This is a genomic window from Pseudomonas salomonii, from assembly GCF_900107155.1.
GTDB lineage: Bacteria > Pseudomonadota > Gammaproteobacteria > Pseudomonadales > Pseudomonadaceae > Aquipseudomonas > Aquipseudomonas salomonii.
This window is the reverse complement of record NZ_FNOX01000008.1, coordinates 1-17308: the sequence shown is the minus strand read 5'-3', so window position 1 is coordinate 17308 and position 17308 is coordinate 1. Positions and strand designations below refer to the sequence as shown.

General features: G+C 60.8%; 13 protein-coding genes. 10 read left to right on the top strand and 3 right to left on the bottom strand.

Annotated elements, in window-relative coordinates:
• Positions 1–43: 43 nt before the first annotated feature.
• From tssM to vasI, 3 genes are read right to left on the bottom strand one after another with little or no spacing between them, the layout of a single operon-like run.
• Entirely contained in the window at positions 44–3655 is a 3612-nt protein-coding gene (gene tssM, locus BLV67_RS18450) for a type VI secretion system membrane subunit TssM (RefSeq protein WP_069785916.1), read from the bottom strand.
• A 9-nt stretch (positions 3656–3664) separates the two neighbouring features.
• Positions 3665–5101, bottom strand: a complete 1437-nt coding sequence (gene tssA / locus BLV67_RS18445; RefSeq protein WP_069785917.1) for a type VI secretion system protein TssA — start codon at positions 5099–5101, stop codon at positions 3665–3667.
• Positions 5089–5751, bottom strand: a complete 663-nt coding sequence (vasI, locus tag BLV67_RS18440) for a type VI secretion system-associated protein VasI (protein ID WP_239694318.1) — start codon at positions 5749–5751, stop codon at positions 5089–5091. The genes tssA and vasI overlap by 13 nt, the downstream gene beginning before the upstream one ends.
• Before the next feature lie 335 nt (positions 5752–6086).
• On the opposite strand from vasI, the gene tssB reads away from it, so the two are divergent.
• The 10 genes from tssB to BLV67_RS18390 all read left to right on the top strand — a co-directional run.
• A complete protein-coding gene (gene tssB / locus BLV67_RS18435) occupies positions 6087–6590 on the top strand; it encodes a type VI secretion system contractile sheath small subunit (RefSeq protein ID WP_069785918.1) in 504 nt (167 codons plus the stop codon).
• 37 nt (positions 6591–6627) lie between these two features.
• Complete coding sequence (tssC, locus tag BLV67_RS18430) at positions 6628–8100, top strand: type VI secretion system contractile sheath large subunit (protein ID WP_065931492.1); 1473 nt, start codon at positions 6628–6630, stop codon at positions 8098–8100.
• Complete coding sequence (tssE, locus tag BLV67_RS18425) at positions 8101–8514, top strand: type VI secretion system baseplate subunit TssE (RefSeq protein WP_069785919.1); 414 nt, start codon at positions 8101–8103, stop codon at positions 8512–8514. It abuts the gene before it with no gap.
• Between the two features lie 7 nt (positions 8515–8521).
• Complete coding sequence (gene tssF / locus BLV67_RS18420) at positions 8522–10288, top strand: type VI secretion system baseplate subunit TssF (RefSeq protein WP_065931471.1); 1767 nt, start codon at positions 8522–8524, stop codon at positions 10286–10288.
• The gene (gene tssG / locus BLV67_RS18415) at positions 10252–11274 is read left to right on the top strand and encodes a type VI secretion system baseplate subunit TssG (protein WP_069785920.1); all 1023 of its coding nucleotides are present in this window, start codon (positions 10252–10254) and stop codon (positions 11272–11274) included. Before tssF ends, tssG begins: the two co-directional genes overlap by 37 nt.
• Positions 11271–12620, top strand: coding sequence for a type VI secretion system lipoprotein TssJ (tssJ, locus tag BLV67_RS18410; protein ID WP_074854495.1), 1350 nt, complete (start codon positions 11271–11273; stop codon positions 12618–12620). The genes tssG and tssJ overlap by 4 nt, the downstream gene beginning before the upstream one ends.
• 37 nt (positions 12621–12657) lie before the next feature.
• A complete protein-coding gene (gene tssK, locus BLV67_RS18405; RefSeq protein WP_069785921.1) occupies positions 12658–14004 on the top strand; it encodes a type VI secretion system baseplate subunit TssK in 1347 nt (448 codons plus the stop codon).
• Positions 13997–14842, top strand: coding sequence for a type IVB secretion system protein IcmH/DotU (icmH, locus tag BLV67_RS18400; protein WP_069785922.1), 846 nt, complete (start codon positions 13997–13999; stop codon positions 14840–14842). The genes tssK and icmH overlap by 8 nt, the downstream gene beginning before the upstream one ends.
• A 105-nt stretch (positions 14843–14947) precedes the next feature.
• The gene (locus BLV67_RS18395) at positions 14948–15460 is read left to right on the top strand and encodes an Hcp family type VI secretion system effector (RefSeq protein ID WP_057024162.1); all 513 of its coding nucleotides are present in this window, start codon (positions 14948–14950) and stop codon (positions 15458–15460) included.
• Between the two features lie 91 nt (positions 15461–15551).
• Positions 15552–17308 (top strand): type VI secretion system Vgr family protein (locus BLV67_RS18390; RefSeq protein WP_074854494.1); only part of this gene is annotated, 1757 nt, incomplete at its 3' end.

The following is a 17308-nucleotide window of genomic DNA, read 5'->3' as shown; positions in this document are numbered from 1 at the left end:
GGCGTTAATTCATCTCAGCACTGGCCGTTTTTCGCGGTATTGCTCAGCGTCGCGTAACGTCGACGGCGATCTTTTTGCTCCGTCGTTCTTCCAGCAGCGTTCTCGGCAGCACAAACCCTTCAAAACTGCGCTGAGTAATCGGGTTATTTGCCTTCTCCGCCCCAATCCGATAGCGCATCAACCCATCAGCGACTGAAAAGGTCAGATCCACGCTGGTGTCGGTCCTGCCATTGAGATGCCCGCGACTGAGCAGGCGAAACAACGACCACGGCCCGCGATAGCTCATGCTGGCGGTGTTGCCGGTGCTGTGTACCAAGGTCAGTTGGCTGCCATTGGTGTTGCCTAGGCTGTTGGGCCACACCAACCCCGTGCGTTGCGGCGCGCCATGCTGGTAGGGGATCAGTTGGCCGTCGACGCTGAGCATGCTGCTCAGGCGGGTGGCGCTCAGGGCCAGGGGTTCGATGGTGAGCTGCACGGCCAGGTGGCCACGATGGTTGAAGAAGGTGTCGCGGATGCGTTCGACCTTTTTCAGTTGTTCCAGCACGTCGCTGCGCACCAGGTAGCCGCCGAGGCTGTCGGAGTACAGGGCGTCGAGGTTGTCTTTGAGGAACACGTTCAGGTACTGGTCGTGGAACTGCTGCAGGCGCCCCTGTGGGCCGAAGAAGGCTTCGAAGTCTTCCAGCGAGGCGTCCTCGCCGCTGGCCTTGAACGGGTAGCGGCCTGCCAGGCGGTCGCGGTAGAAGCTGTAGATCTCACTGTCCCAACGTTTTTCCAGTTCGCGCAAGGCGGCAATCACCAGTACCTGTGAGGTCTGGTCGGCGAGTTTTTTGACGTGCTGATTCAACGGCTCGGGCAGCCCCACGGCGACGCGTTGCAAGTTGGCGATGGGGTCGGCGCCGCCCAGGGAGAAGCGGTTGAGCACGGTTTTAAGGGCGGCTTTACCGGGGTCCGGGTTGTCGTGCACGGCCTTGGCGTAGTCATAGACGGCGCTGACCGAACGCAGGGTTTCTTCGTAATAGGACGGCTGCTCGCCTCGCGCGGTGATCAGCTCTGAGAGACTGGAAAATGCGCGCCGAATCCCTGCCGCCTGTTGTTGCCTCTCAGGAACCTTGTCCAGCTTGAGCGGCGCTTGCCCTTCAGCCAAGGGCACGGCCGGGTAAATCACGCTGTTGTCACGCAAGGTTTCCAGCAAGCGTCGTAACGGTGCGGCCGGGCCGGTGACCTGTTCCAGTACCGCCACGCCGTGACTGAGGTCGTCAAAGTCGGTGACCGCGAACTGATTCAGTGCCCGCCGCCAGCTGTCCACGTAGTCGGCGCTGTACAGGGCGCGAATGCGTTGGGTCAGCACTTTGCGGTCTTCGGCTGAGTAGTCCAGGCGTTGGCGTTCGCCGAGCACCCACTGGTCGATCATCGCCAGTTCGATGATGCCCTCAGTGCCGGGTTCAAAGTAGTCCTTGAAGCCCTTGGCGGTGAGCAGCGGCGGCAACTGCAGGCCGCTGCCCTCTTGATCGGTGTTCAGTGGGCGGTAGACGATATCGAACGCCGGCCCCACTTCGTTGCGCAGGTCCAACGGACGATGTAAACGCTCCAGTGCATCCTGTTTCAGGCTCATGTAGACCCGTTCGGCCATGGGCAACTGGCGCAATTGCTGCTGTACCTGAGTAATGCGTTCACGGTAGTGCGGCAGGTCGGCGTCGGCATATTTCAGTGCGTAGCCCAGGTGGCCCATCAAGTCGGCCTGCAGCTGGCCCTGGCCCGGATAGGCGCGCTGCCATTGCTTGGCGACCCATTCTTCGACGATGGCCGGGCGGCGGTTTTGGCGTTCTTCGAGCATGCGGTAGACGCGCAGGGCCGCCAGTTGCTGATTGCTGCCGGCGGGCGCGGTATTGATGGCATCCAATACACCGCTGGCAATCGCCGGCAGGAAACGTTTGGACAGCAGATTCAGGTACGCCTCATCCACGGTAGGGCCAATCGCCCTCCCCTGGTACAACCCCATATCCGATAGCAACGGCCAAGCCTCACGGTAGTCGCCGTAAATCAGCACCGCATCACGGATCTGGTCCAGGGGCAACAACAGGTTGCGCCCGGTGGGGTCGACCTTGGCGTCGATGTCCCGCTCACTGAACTCCTGACTCTTGGCCAATACGTTGGCCGCCTTGTCGCGGTTGATATTGAAATAAAACTGCCAGGTACCGATGACGACCAAACAGACCAAGGAGGCGACGCTGAACCCGGCGATCAACAACCGCCGCTTGCTGCGGGCCACCTTGATGTTGTCGCCCGCCAAACCTGCTTCGGGGTAGATGACGCGCTGGAACAGTTGCTGGGCAAAGTAGATGGCCGTGCCACCGACTGGTTTGGCTTCGGGTGGCGGTGGCGGCAGTTGATAGGCTTGCCCCGCTTCTTTGACGAAGGCGTTGCTCAGGGTGCCTTGCTGCAAGACCGAGGAAAAATACAACCCGCGCACCAACGCCGGCGTGGTGAAACGATCGCTGCCGAGCATTTCACTGAGGAAGCCGAACAGGGCCGGGCGCAAGCCCGCCATCTGATGCATCAGCGCCTGCAAGCGATCACACTCATCCAATGTGCGCGACGCCCTGGTGCTGTTGAAAATCTGCTCGCTCAGGCAGTCAACAAAGGTTTGGTATTGATGCGTCAGCTCCGCCAGCCAGGCATCAAAATCATCCACCGCGTCCAGACTGAAGGTGAAGCCCAGCAGGTCTTCGCGGCCACTGCGCGATAACCGGGCGAAGAATTCTTCAAAGCCTTCCAGCAGGTCGAACTTGCTCAGCGTTATGTACACCGGTAAGCGCGTGCCCAACTGCCGCGTCAGTTCAAACAGCCGGGTGCGCAGCAGGTTGGCGTGGGCCTTGCGCTGTTCCGGACGTTGCGCCAGCAACGCTTGCACATCGATCACCAGCACCACGCCGTTCAATGCGCGACGGCTGCGGTTGCGCGTTAGCCAGTCGAGCAGGTGCGACCAAAGGCGCGCATGGGTGCCACTGGGTAACACCGGTTTGACCTTGCCCTGCTGCTCGACGTGTTCAGCCGGTGAAGTCGGGTGGCTGAGAAATTCACCCGGTGGATCAATCAAAACCGCCTCGTCACCGATCCACCAGTCCACCGGATAGGCCAGTTGCTCTTCCTGATGGGCCCTGACCCCAGCCTTGGTCACATGGGACAAGGCGAAGCTCTGGTTGGAGCGCGTGATCAGGCTGGTCTTGCCGGCATTTTCCTCGCCGAGCACCAGGTACCACGGCAGCTGATAGAGCGAACGGCGGCGCTCCATATTGTTGAGCAAATTGCCCAGGCTGCGGTCCAGTGCTCGCTCCTGCCCCTCGATATAAGGCAAGCAGGGATCGGCCAGCACCGCCGCCTCATGCTGGCGCTCAACCTGCAAACGCTGATAACGATTGCGCACCCGCCACGCCCAGATCAGCAGCGGCACCACCAGCACCACGACACTGGCCGACACGCGCATCGCCAATTCACCCAGCGGCTGACGCTCGCGCCAGACCCACTGCGGGCCCAGCCACCAGATGGCGATCAACAAAAACACCACGCCCAGCAGCACCAGTAAGGGCACCGCCTGGTTGAACTGACGCAGCACCGGCAGGCCCCAGCGTTTGAGGTAACCCCAGACCATCCCCATAAATCGCTCCTACTCCTTAACCGCTTTGATCAAATGACTGTCGTCGATGGGTTGCGCCACTTTCCGGTACAACTCCGGCTCCCACCCCTGCGCCGTGGTCTCGCGCATCAGTCGCGCAACGTTGGCGTACAGGTCGTCCGCTAGCCACGACAGGCCGCGCGAGGCCAGCAAGTCGGCGGCAATCACAGTGGCGTAGCTGCGCTGACGCGGGGCGTCTTGGGTGGCGTGCAGTTCCTGCAGGCGTAGCAGCACCACTTCCACGCCTTCGGTGTTGAGTTGGCTGGCCAGTTCGTCGCGCAAGCCGGCGTATTCCTGCACCGGGCTGCCGGTGGTTTGCGCCTGGTCGGCGCCGGTGATCCATGCCTGGGTTTGCGCATCCACGAACGGTGTGCCGTCGCTGAAACACAATTCCAGCAAGGCCGGCAAACGGCAGACAAACCGCTCGCAGGTCTGGCGAATGGCGGCCGCCACTTCTTCCATCGCCAGGCGCGAGGCGACCTCGGCGGCCAGGTAACTGCCACGCAGCCAGTACGGCGAGGCGCAGACGCTTTTTTCGAGGCGCAGCAACAGATTCGGCTCAATGGCGTTGTGGTTCAGCGCGTCCTGATAGCCATCGACGATATCCTTGGGCACAGCGGTCAATTCGGTGCGACGGTCGCGGGTGATGAGCGGCGCAGTACGCAAATGCGACCACAGGCCAAAGCGGCGCAGTTGGTAGCCGGTGGGGTCGTAGGGGTCTTGCTGGTTGATCTGCTCGGCCATGCTCAACACGGCGCGGCGCTGTTCGCGCTCATTGCTCGGCGCTTGCGGTTTGGGGCTGTTGAAAAAGGCTGACTCCAGCGCGCTGCCGGAGGTGGCCGCACGGGCGGGCTCAGTGGCAACGACCGGCTCGCTGTATTTGTCCAACTGGCGTTGCAACGCGTCCAACGGGGCCGGGTCGAGCTTGGCGCTTTCGACACAGCGTTGCAGGTTGGCCAGGGCCAGTTCCGCCGCGGCTTGGTAGGCCGGCTCAAAACTGCTGCGCTCCAGGGTCGGCAACACCTGACCCAGGTCGCCCAACAGGCGCTGCACTTGCTTGCGTTTGTTGAGATAGCCGGTGGGACCGGGCTTGGGATGAGCGCTGTCCCAATACAGTTCGACCATGCCAGCCAACAAACTCAGGGCATCGGCCCAGCGCGCCCATTGCCGGGTGCGCAGCCACACCACTTGCAGGTGCGCGACGACGCGCCAGTGCTTGCACTGGCTCGCCAGGTATTGGCGGGAGGCTTCGTCGATATACGGCCAGTCGATATCGCCTTCACGCAGGCCGCCGAGCTTGACCATCTCCTGGTCGATGGCCTGGTAGGTTTCATCCTCCACATCGAAATGCCCGGCAGGTTGCTCCGGGTCGATGGGGGTCAGCAGCAGCTTGACGGTGTCCGCCGGCACGTCGATTACCAGCGACATACTTGGCGCTCCTGTTCGATCAGCTCACCCAGCCCTTCAGCGTCGAAGACCAGGCCGTGCAGCCGCGGATAGTCGCTCTCCAGACGTAGACGCTGGCCGCCACCCATGTTGCGCAACAAGGCAATCGCCTGTAGCCCGCGTCCGGCATCGACCACCAGGCCCGCGTCGTCCAGCACCTGCCACTGATAGGCCTCGGAGACCGGCCGTTCATCTTTGAACAATTGGATGCGAATCTTGTTGGGCTTGGCTGGCTCATCCAGCACCAGTTGCAGGCGCGAGATTTTCGATTCGCAACTGATGGCAAGGTAAGGCCGAGGCGGTAGCGCGCCCAACGCTGGGGCCGAGATCACCAGCCGCTGTTGCTGGTCGTTGTCCGGCTCCGGGAATGACGACAACAGAAAACGCTGATCCTCGGGTGGACGCTTGGCCTCATTACGCTGCACCAGATCGACAATCGGCAGCACCCGACCCAGGGCACGTGGCGGCGCAGGCGGCTGATGAATCGGCGTGCCGGCCGCGAGATCAAAGCATTCCAGGCGCTTCAAGGGCGAGACGATGGCAGGGCAATCCTGGGTCGCTGCCTGCGCCTCCATTACCGCCACAATCGTCAGGCAGAGCGCCCATTTCCCTCCTCGCCATCCGTTGCGCATCAACGCCTCCTGAATATGCCTCGTCGAATCCAAACCGGATATTTTTCAACTGTCGAACTAATGTGGCCTAGACCGAAAGTTAAATTTATTAACTTGCAAAGCGTCACCCGCCCTCAATGGATAGGCAAGTAAAAGACGCGCAACACACTGCCAAATCGAGAATAAAAAGAGGCATCTTTCAGATAGCTCCATAGCGAGCGTAGGAATTTTAGAAACTCTTCTCGAAATGCTTTTTCCTACATCCAAATCCCACGAATCGCGTCCATATCGTCCTACAAGACAAACCTTGTAACAGCTGGTTCTAATACGCCGACCTTACGAAAAGGATTTTTCCCATGTCGAAAACTCACGGTTCTGTCGCGCCAAGAGAACGCATCAACATCAAGTACGTCCCGGCCACAGGCGATCAACAGTCTGAAGTTGAGTTACCTCTGAAGTTGCTGATCACTGGTGATTTCAAAGGCCACGGCGAACTTATCGTCTTGGAAGACCGGCAAGCTGTCCGTATCGACAAGGACACTTTCAACGACGTACTGACCAAAGCCGAAGTTGCTCTTGACATGGCGGTGCCGTCTGTTTTGAACAACGACCAAGACACCGACTTGAACGTGCAACTTCAATTCAAAAACATCAATGACTTCGGCCCCGATGCGGTCGTCCGCCAAGTACCGGAGTTGAACAAGTTGCTGGAACTGCGCGAAGCCTTAGTTGCGCTCAAGGGCCCGATGGGCAATGTTCCGGCCTTTCGTAAACACCTGCAAAACCTGCTGACCGATGAAACCGCCCGTCAACGCCTGGCCAGCGAACTGAACCTGGTGCTAGACGCGCCCAACAACTGACTTGAACGCCCTTCTCAACGGAGTACTCCCCATGCCTATGGAAAGCGCCGCCGCCCAAGTATTGGTGGCTGAAGAACCGCTGTCGTTGCTCGACCAACTGCTGGCCAACACCACCATTCGCCCGTCCCAGGAAGGCTACGCCGTCGCCCGTCAAGGGGTGGCCGCGTTCATCAGCGAGATCCTGCAAAGCGGTGATCACCAGCAGCCGGTCAACAAGCACCGCGTCGACCAGATGATTGCTGAAATCGACCGCGCCCTGGGTAAGCAGATGGACGTGATCCTGCATCAGCCGCAGTTCCAGCAACTGGAATCGGCGTGGCGTGGGCTGAAGCTGCTGGTGGATCGCACGGACTTTCGCGAAAACATCAAGCTGGAAATGCTGCACGTCACCAAAGAAGAGCTGCTGGACGACTTCGACAACGCCGGCGACATCACCCGCAGCGGCTTGTACAAACACGTCTACACCGCCGGCTATGGCCAGTTTGGCGGCGAACCGGTGGGCGCCATCGTTGGCAACTACACCTTTGGCCCCAGCTCGCCGGACATCAAGTTGCTCAGTTATGTAGCCTCCATCGGCGCCATGTCCCATGCGCCGTTTGTCTCGGCGGCCGGGCCTGAACTGTTCAACCTGGAAGGCTTCCAGGGCCTGCCCGACCTCAAGGAGGTCAGCGACATTTTCGAAGGCCCACGCCACACCAAATGGCGCAGCCTGCGTGAATCCGAAGACGCCCGCCACCTGGCCCTGACCCTGCCGCGCTTTTTGCTGCGCCCGCCCTATAGCACCGACGACAACTCAACGCGCAGCTTCGGCTACGACGAAACCGTCGACGGCAACCACGACAATTACCTGTGGGGCAACACGGCATTCCTGATGGCTTCGCGCATCACCGACAGCTTCGCCCGCTACCGCTGGTGCCCGAACATCATCGGCCCGCAATCCGGCGGCGCGGTGGATGACCTGCCGGTGCACCTGTATGAATCCCTCGGCCAATTGCAGGCCAAGATCCCGACCGAAGTGCTGATTTCCGACCGCAAGGAATTCGAGCTGGCCGAAGCCGGGTTTATCCCGCTGACCATGCGCAAGGACAGCGACAACGCCGCGTTCTTCTCCGCCAACTCGGTGCAAAAACCGAAGAACTTCCCCAAGACCCGCGAAGGCCAGGAAGCCCAGACCAACTACAAGCTCGGCACCCAGTTGCCGTACCTGTTTATCGTCAATCGCCTGGCCCACTACATCAAGGTGCTGCAACGCGAACAGATCGGCAGTTGGAAGGAACGCCAGGACCTGGAGCGCGAGCTGAACGACTGGCTCAAGCAGTACATCGCCGACCAGGAAAACCCTTCGTCCGATGTACGCAGCCGTCGCCCCTTGCGCGCCGCAAAAGTCGTGGTGCAGGACGTGGAGGGCAATCCAGGCTGGTATCAGGTGTCGTTGGCCGTGCGCCCGCACTTCAAGTACATGGGCGCCAACTTCGAGATCTCACTCGTTGGTCGGCTGGACACCCAGTAAATGGGCGCCAGCCTGTTCGAACGCCTGGAACCCGACGCACCGCGCTACCGCCAAGGCTGCGCGGATGAACAGGCGCGCCAGCGTGTCGAGGCAATCAAACGCCACTTGGAACAGGTGCTCAACTCACGCCAGGGCTGCTCGCAAAGCAGTCCTGAACTGGGCCTGCGCGATTTCAACGGCGTCACCCAGGCCAGCAGTGATCTGGTGGTAGCGATCAGCGCCGATATCCGGCGCTCGGTAGAAGCGTTTGAACCGCGCATCAAGGTCACGGGCGTGCGCTTTCAGCCCGACCCTGACCTGCCGCTGGAGCTGAACTTTCGCCTGGATTGCCAGGTACAGGTCAACCACAAGGAAGAACAGGTGCAGATCGAGGTGGCCATGCACGGCCGCGACGGCTACACCCGCGTGAGATGAGGATGCAATGGACTTGAAACAACGCTTTGCCGAGGAGTTGCGCTACCTACGCGAACTCGGCCGCGAGTTTGCCGAGGACAACCCGCAGCTGGCGCAGTTTCTTGGCGACAAGGCCGGTGACCCGGATGTGGAGCGGCTGTTGGAAGGCTTTGCCTTCCTCACCGCCAAGCTGGGCATGAAGATCGACGACGATTTGCCGGAGCTGACTCATCCGCTGTTGCAGATGCTCTGGCCCAATTACCTGCGGCCCCTGCCCAGTGCGACCATCATCCGCTTCGCGCCACTGCCCAATGCGATCAGTCAACGCAAGGTGATTCCCAAAGGGACGCGACTGTTTGCCAACCCCGTGGACGGCGTCTCCTGCGAGTTTCGTACCTGCACCGACGTCAACCTGTACCCGTTAGCGTTGCACGAAGTCAGCGATGCCCACAGCCGCGAAGCCTCGACACTGCGCATCGACCTCAATGTGTTGACCCAGCAACCGCTCGACAGCCTTGAGTGCGACCAGTTGGACTTTCACTTGGGCGGCGACACTGCCACCGCACTAACGTTGTATCTGTGGCTGGCCCATTACCTCAAAAGCGTCACGTTGTACGTCAACAACACGCCTTATCGCCTGAACCCCGACGAGCTGGGCTTTCCAGGCTTCACTCCCGAAGAGGCATTGCTGTCCTACCCGCGCAACGTCTTCGATGGCTACCGCATCCTGCAGGAATACTTTGTGTTCCCGCAGCGCTTCCACTTTTTCAGCCTGACCCGACTGGCCAAGGTCTGGCCGGCGGTCAGCACGGGACAGATTCGCTTCGAGTTTCAGTTCTCTCGGCCGATGCCGGTCAATACGCATTTGCGCACATCAGACCTTCACCTGTTCTGTGCGCCGGCGGTCAATCTGTTCCGCCACGATGCCGAACCCATCATGCTGGATGGACGCAGCCAGGAACGTCGTATCAGCCCCACGGGCAACCGCCACGATGCCTACGAGATTTTCAGTGTCGATCACGTGGCCGGTTGGAATGCCGTTGACAAGGAGCGCACCGGCGATCCATTGCGGCGCTTCACCCCGTTCGAATCGTTCCAGCATGAGATCGAACATGCCCGGGGCCTCACGGCGCTGTATTTCCGCACGCATATCGAGGAGTCCCACGGGCGTGAAGGCTTGCGTCATCGCATCGCCTTTGTGCGCGGCGATGAAAGCCTGTATATCGGCGAAAACGAGGCAGCTTCGATCGAATTGACCTGCACCAACCGCGACCTGCCGCAGTTGCTGGGCGTGGGTGATGTGTCGCTGTCCACCGAGGCCACCCCGTCGTTTGCCACCTATACCAACCTGATCGCGCCGACTCGAAGCTACCGGCCGGTGCTGGACAGCAGCCTGCACTGGACGCTGATTTCCAACCTGTCGCTGAACTACTTGTCGTTATTGTCGGCCGAGCCGCTCAAGGCGGTCATCCGCGCCTATGACTTTGCTGCCCTGCACGACCTGCAACAGGCCCGCGCTACCCGCAAGCGCCTCAACGGTATCCAGAATGCCGTGACCACCCCCATCGACTGGCTGATGAAGGGCCAGCCGGTACGTGGCGTGCAGACCCGTTTGCAACTGGACCAGACCGCCTTTCTCTGCGAAGGCGAGCTGTACCTGTTCGCCAGTGTGCTTTCGCACTTCTTCGCCCTCTACGCGAGCATCAACTCCTTCCACCGCCTGGAAGTGATCAATACCACTAACAACGAGTGCTACGAATGGCCACTGTTGACCGGCAGACAACCCGTGATCTAGCCGATGTGCTGCTGGCCGACGCGCGGAACTACTCGTTTCACCGTCTGCTGGAGCATCTGCACGCTTTGCACGGCGATGACCTGGAGGCGCAGCCCTTGAGTGCGGCGGCGAGACGCCGCGTGCGCCTGCAAAGCCATGCGGGGTTGGGCTTTCCGGCCTCCGACGTGGTCGAGGCGGCACGCATTGAGGAGGACCGCGAAGAGGTGCGCTATCGCTTGCAGACCAGCTTCTTTGGCCTGCACGGTACCGACTCGCCCTTGCCCGGTTATTACCTGGACCGCCTGGCCTACGAGCAGGCCCAGGAGCGCGGGATTCGCCCGGCGTTCATGGATTTTTTCAATCATCGCTTGCTGACCCTGCTGCACACCAGCTGGCGCAAGTACCGCTACTACATTCGCTTTCAGGCCGAGGCCAGCGACCGCTTTTCGCGCTACGTATTCTCCATGGTCGGGCTGAACGACAACGACCTGCGTGGTGCGACGCCGCTGCCGTGGGGGCGCCTGCTGAGCTTTGCCGGATTGATTGCCAGCCGTAGCCGGTCGCCCTCGGTGGTATCCGGCATTGTCGAGCATTGCTTCGATTTGCACGGCGTATACATCCGTGAATTCGAGGCGCGCTCGGTGAGTTTGGACCAACGCCAGCGCCTGTCACTTGGCAAAGCCAACGGTGTTCTCGGAAGCGATTTCGTGGTGGGTGACCGCAGCAAGACCCGCGCCAGCAAGTTCACCCTCGTCATTCCCAACCTGACCCAGGCGCGCTTTCGGCAGTTTTTGCCCAGCGGCGATCAGTTCGGGCGATTGCGTCAATTGATGGATTTTCTGCTGCGCGATGCCACCGCCTACGACCTGGAACTGGGGCTTCGCGAAGAAGATGTACCGCCGTTCAACCTGCAACGCGCCAGCGGCACCCACCTAGGCTGGACCAGCTTTATCGAACATCAGGAACACTGCCACCCCGTCGTGGTGCGGATTCGGGGGCGCGCATGAAGCTGACCCTGGTCATCAACAATCCTGCGCAGTTGTTGCACGGGTATTTGCCCCTTCACCGGTTTGGCCCACAGGGCGGCAGCATCGGCAGTGCCGCAACGGACTGGCGCCTGGAAGATCGCCACAACAGCGTGCGGCCCAACCACTGCGACATCCGCGTCATCGAAGGGCGCTTCTGCGTGATCGACCGCAGCGGTAGAACCTATGTCAACGGTCACGATCTGCCGCTTGAGCGCCATGTTGCGATAAGCCTCAACGACGGTGATCGGTTGCAGATTGGTGCGTATCAGGTCGCGGTGCAGTTGGGCGAACAACCCCCAGGACAGCATTCGCTCGATGAACTTCTCGGCGACCATGCTGAGGGCATGCACGTGTGGCATCAGGAAGACCTGCCGAGTCGGCCACAGGCGGACAGGCGACCTGCCAGTTGCCCGGAGTTCGAGCGCCTTTGCCAACCAGTGGATTTGACGGAGCAAGGCGATCCGCTGCGAGCGATGCGTAAGGCCCCGCCGCTTGAGCCGCTGGCAGATATTAGCGCGCCTGCACACAAGCGCAGCGTCAGCCTGTTCAGCAACCTGCGTCTAGGCACCCTGTTGCTGGCCTGCCTGACCCTCGGCGGCTGCACCATGCTCGGCAAGATCGGCCAGGTGATCTGGACGCCCTCCATCCCGGTCGGCGGCCCCGACGATCAGCCCAGCCGCTACTCCCTGAGCCTGTACGCCAGCGACGACGTCAACCCACGCCTGATCAGCACCGGCACGGCACTGGATGAAGACGCGAGCCGTTCGCCCTACACCCTCAACGTGCAGGCAACCAGCCCGCAAGCCCTGACGGACAAAGTACAAACCTTGCTCAGTCACCTTTACGAAAGCGTACCGGCCCAGTCGCCATTGAGCGAGGAGCCAGCAACCGTCGTACCGATGTCGCCCATCGAAGACGCGCTGTTGGGCGACTACGACGCTCAAGGCGTGAGCCTGACCACCCCCTGGGGCAACCCGGCGCTGGCGCATGTTGCCACGCCCATTGCCTTCAAGGTCTTGCAGTTGACCGACGACTCGCTGCTGGTCAACGCCAGCCCTCAGGCCATGGCCGAAGACCTGAAAAAGACTTTGGGTAGCACCTACATCCGCGCCGACGACTACCTGCTCCAGCCCGGCCAATTCAAATTCATCGACCTGCGCGCCCTGAATGAAGACACCCGGTTTATTGCGGTGATTGCCAGCTACCACAACACCGATGTCGGCCAGTGGAAACAGCGCCTGCGCGTCGAACCCAAAGGCCGCCAATACGCCGTACTGGTGCAGTTGGATGCCGCCCAGGTCAGCCTCAAGGGAGAAACCCGATGACGCCATTTTCAGCCGCTTTTGCCCCGAGTAACCACCGATGAGTTCACGCAACCCCGTCATCTGGCATGAAGGTTTGTTCGTCAAACCCCAGCACTTCCAGCAACAGGCCCGCGCCGCCGAAGCCGCCGTGCATCAGCGCCTGCACAGCCTCAACGATGCGCTCTATGGCTTCAGCGAGCTGGCGTTGAACGACGAATACCTGAGCTTCGGCAAAATCGCCATCACCCAGGCACGCGGGATCATGCCCGACGGCAGCGTCTTCGATATTCCCCACGACCTGGCGCCGCCCTCCCCGCTGGAGATCGCTGACAGCAGCGCGGTCGGCCAGATCGTCTATCTGACCCTGCCGCTACGCTCCAACGGAGCCCTCGAAGTGCGCTGGCCCGACCAGTACGGCAACAGCCGCTACATCGCCCGCCGCGAGGAAATCCGCGACACCCACAGCGATGACGGCGATCAGGTCGGCATGGACCTGGCCGTACCCAACCTGCAACTGATGCTCGAACGCAGCGACCGCAGTGCCTTTACCGGCATTGCCCTGGGCAAAATCAAGGACAAGCGCCCGGACGGCAGCCTGGTGATGGACGAGCATTTCTACCCCACCAGCCTGTCTCTGCAAGCGGTGCCGGCGCTGCACCGCTACCTGGGTGAAGTCGCCGGGTTGATGCGTGAACGCGCCAAGAACCTGGTCCAGCGTATCGGTTCACCGGGGCAGTCGGGGGTGGCTGACGTCACCGACTTCAACCTACTGCAAACCCTCAACCGTTTGTTTCCGTTGTTCCAGCACCTGGCCCGGCAGCGCCAGGTCCACCCGGAGCGGCTGTACATTGCACTGGCCCAGGCCTGCGGCGAACTGGTGACCTTTACCGACGAAGGTCACCTGCCCCAGGAATACTCGGCCTACCAGCACGACAACCTGCGCGACTCCTTCCAGCTTCTGGAACACACCCTGCGCCGCGCCTTAGGCACGGTGCTGCAACCGCGTGCGGTGTCGCTGCCGATTGTCGTTCAGCAATACGGCGTGCGTACTGCCGCATTGAACGACAAGCGCCTGCTGGACAACGCCGAATTCATCCTCGCCGTGCGTGCCGAACTGCCGGCGGAGACCCTGCGTCAGCAACTGCCCCGGCAGATCAAGATCAGCTCCACCGAAGGCCTGGAACAACTGGTCAGCCTGCAACTGCCGGGCATTCCATTGCGGCCGCTGCCAGTGGCGCCGCGGCACCTGCCATTCCATGCAGGTTTCAGCTACTTCGAACTCGACCGCCATCACCCCGCCTGGCAAAGCCTGAGCAGTGGTAGCGGGTTCGGTTTCCATATTGCTGGTGAATTCCCGGAGCTGGAATTGCAGTTCTGGGCGATCAGGAGTGAGAGAGATGAATGATATGAAGAACAGCGCCAACTCTGAGCCAGACACCAACACGCCGGTGTTTGACGAGTTGGTGCAGCACGCCAGAAGCAAACCCGAACCTGTCGAACCCGCGCAGACAAAACCAAAACCGCCCGTGCTGCTCGCCGACCCTGAATACGACTTGCGCGGCGTGGCCTGGAACCCGCTGTGCGATGCCGCCACGCCGCTGATCGGCCTGGTCATCCGCCTGCGCCGCCTGGACCACCACGACGACGTACCTGCGCTGTACCAAAGCGTCAGCAACCAGATCACCACAATCATGGAAGAAGTCAGCCAACTCGACGACGACGCCGGCATGCTCAAGGCCTACTCCTACAGCCTGTGCCTGCTGGTGGACGAAGTGGTCATGCGCACCACCTGGGGCAGGCTCTCCACCTGGAGCGCGCGCTCGTTGCTCAGCCAGTTTCATAACGAAACCCAGGGCGGCGAAAAGTTCTTCACCGTCATGAACAACATGATCCCCGAAGCCGCCCGTTACCAGCATGTGTTGGAGTTCATGTACCAGTGCCTGATCTCCGGCCTCAAGGGCAAATATGGCACCCATATCAAGGGCGATGACGAAATACAGAAAATCATCGACCAACTGCACGGCCTATTGCGCCCCCTGCGCGGCGAGACGCCCAAGCGCCTGACCGACCCGCTGAAAAACGTCGCACCGCGCAACTACCGGATCAAACGCGCCTGGCCGTTGTGGACGCCTTGGGCCATGGCCGCCGTCGTGCTGACGGTCGCCTACACGATCTACTCAATCCGCCTGAACACCATCACCCAGCAAGTGCTGGTGTCGCTGGAGCGGGTGCTGCACCTGTAACCGATTTTCAGCGCGCTTATCCCGAGCGCCTGCAAAGCATGGCCGTGTCGGCCATAACCTGCGGCCCCCAAGGGCCGTTCACTTGATCGCGACAAGGAGCTTGTCATGCCAACACCCGCGTACATCAGCATCCACGGCAAAAACCAGGGCCATATCACTAAGGGCGCCTTCACCGCTGACTCGGTGGGCAACGTTTATGTAGAAGGCCACGAAGACGAAATCCTCGCCCAGGAAATCGACCACCAGATCGCCGCCCCCACCGACCCGCAAAGCGGTCAGCCTTCGGGCCAGCGCGTGCATAAGCCGCTGATTTTCACCAGCGCCTTGAGCAAGGCATCCCCCCTGCTCTACCAGGCCCTGGCCACCGGCGAAATGCTGCCGACCGTTGAAGTGAAGTGGTTCCGCACTTCGGGCGACGGCAAGCAAGAGCACTTCTTCACCACCAAACTGGAAGACGCGACTGTCGTCGATATTCACACCGTACTGCCCCACGCGCAAAACAGCAGCAACGAAAACTACACCCAACTGATCAAGACCAGCCTGGCTTATCGCAAGGTCAGTTGGACCCATGTAGTGGCCGGCACAGAAGCCTCGGACGACTGGCGCAAGCCGGCTTAATCGCCAACCGGCACGTTCCGCCGCACAGGCGGCGGAATGTTCAGTGCCCACTGATTGATCAACTGACCCTCATTCACCACAAGGAGGTTCCATGCCCCGTCAAAGCGACCTGCGTTACACCTTCGAACCGCTGCGGGGCGATCCCTTCGAAGTGGTCTCGTTCACCCTCGAAGAAGGCCTGTCCCAGCCGTTCAAACTCGAGCTGGAGCTGGTCAGCCATCACCCGGCTATCGACTTCTACCGCATGCTCGACCTTGCCGCCGTGTTCACCATCTGGCGCGACGACACCCCGGTACGTTACGTCCACGGTTTGGTCAGCCTGTTCCAACAAGGCGACACCGGCTTTCGCCGCACCCGCTACACCGCCGTGATCGAACCGACACTGAAGCGTTTCGATCTGCGCTCCAACTGGCGCATCTTCCAGGCCCAGACCGTGCCCGACATCATCATCAGCATGCTGGCCGAGCAGAAACTGACCGACATCCGCAGCGAAATCTGCTTCGAGCACCAACCTCGCGAATACTGCGTACAGGCCGGCGAAACCGATCTCGACTTCATCGCCCGCCTCGCCGCCGAGGAAGGCCTGCTCTACACCTTCGAACACCGCGCCGACGGCCACACCCTCGTCCTCACCGACCGCGTCGGCGGCCTGGGCACCATCGGCACGCACACCGACTGCCCGGTGATCTACCAGCCCATGGGTGGCGGCGATTCCATGGAACCGGCGTTGACCCGCTTCCACTACACCGAACAAGTGCGCACTGCGCGCCAGGTGCAGCGCGACTACACCTTCACCCACCCGCGCTACAACCAGCAGCACACCGCCACCGGCGATCAGGACTTGAATAACCAGCACAAGGATTACGAACGCTACGACTATCCCGGGCGCTACAAACGCGATATCGCTGGCAAGCCTTTTACCAAAACCCGCCTTACCGCCCTACGTAACGACGCCAAACTGGCCCATGTGGAAGGCGACGACGAACGCCTGCAACCGGGGTTGGCCTTCGACCTCAAGGATCATCCCCGTGACGATTTCAATGATCGTTGGCGCACCATCGCCATCAAGCATGAAGGTAAGCAGCACACCAGCCTGCAGGAGGAATCCTTTGGTAGCGGCCTCGGTACGTCTTATTCGTTGAAAGCCAGCGCCATCCGCTGGACTTCGGATTGGAAAGCGCCGCTGCGTGCCAAACCCTGCATTGACGGCCCACAGATCGCCACGGTGGTTGGGCCGTCAGGGGAGGAGATTTATTGCGATGAATGGGGCCGGGTGAAGGTGCAGTTCCCGTGGGATCGCGCGAACAAAAACAATGATCAGAGTTCGTGTTGGATTCGAGTGGCTCAAGGCTGGGCCGGTGCGACCTGGGGCGCCATGGCGGTGCCTCGGGTCGATCAGGAACTGATCATCAGCTTTTTGGATGGCGATCCGGACCAGCCTATTGCCACGGGCCGCACCTACCGCGAGACCAATTTACCGCCGTACCAGCTGCCCAAACATAAAACGCGGATGACTATTAAAAGCCAAACCCATAAGGGTGCAGGTTTCAACGAGCTGCGCTTTGAGGATGAGCTGGGGCACCAAGAGGTGTTCATCCATGCCGAAAAAGACAAGAACGTCCATATCAAAAACAACAACGGCATCTTCGTCGGCAACGACCGTAAAGAGCGGGTCGAACACAACGAAACCGTATCTATCGGCGACCACCGCACCGAAGACGTCGGCCAGAACGAAACCATCAGCATTGGTGCCAACCGCAGCGTAACCATCGGTGGCAACAAGGCCGAGACCATCAAATTGGCCAAAGCCGAAACCATCGGTTTAGCCAAGGCGCTGACCATTGGCGC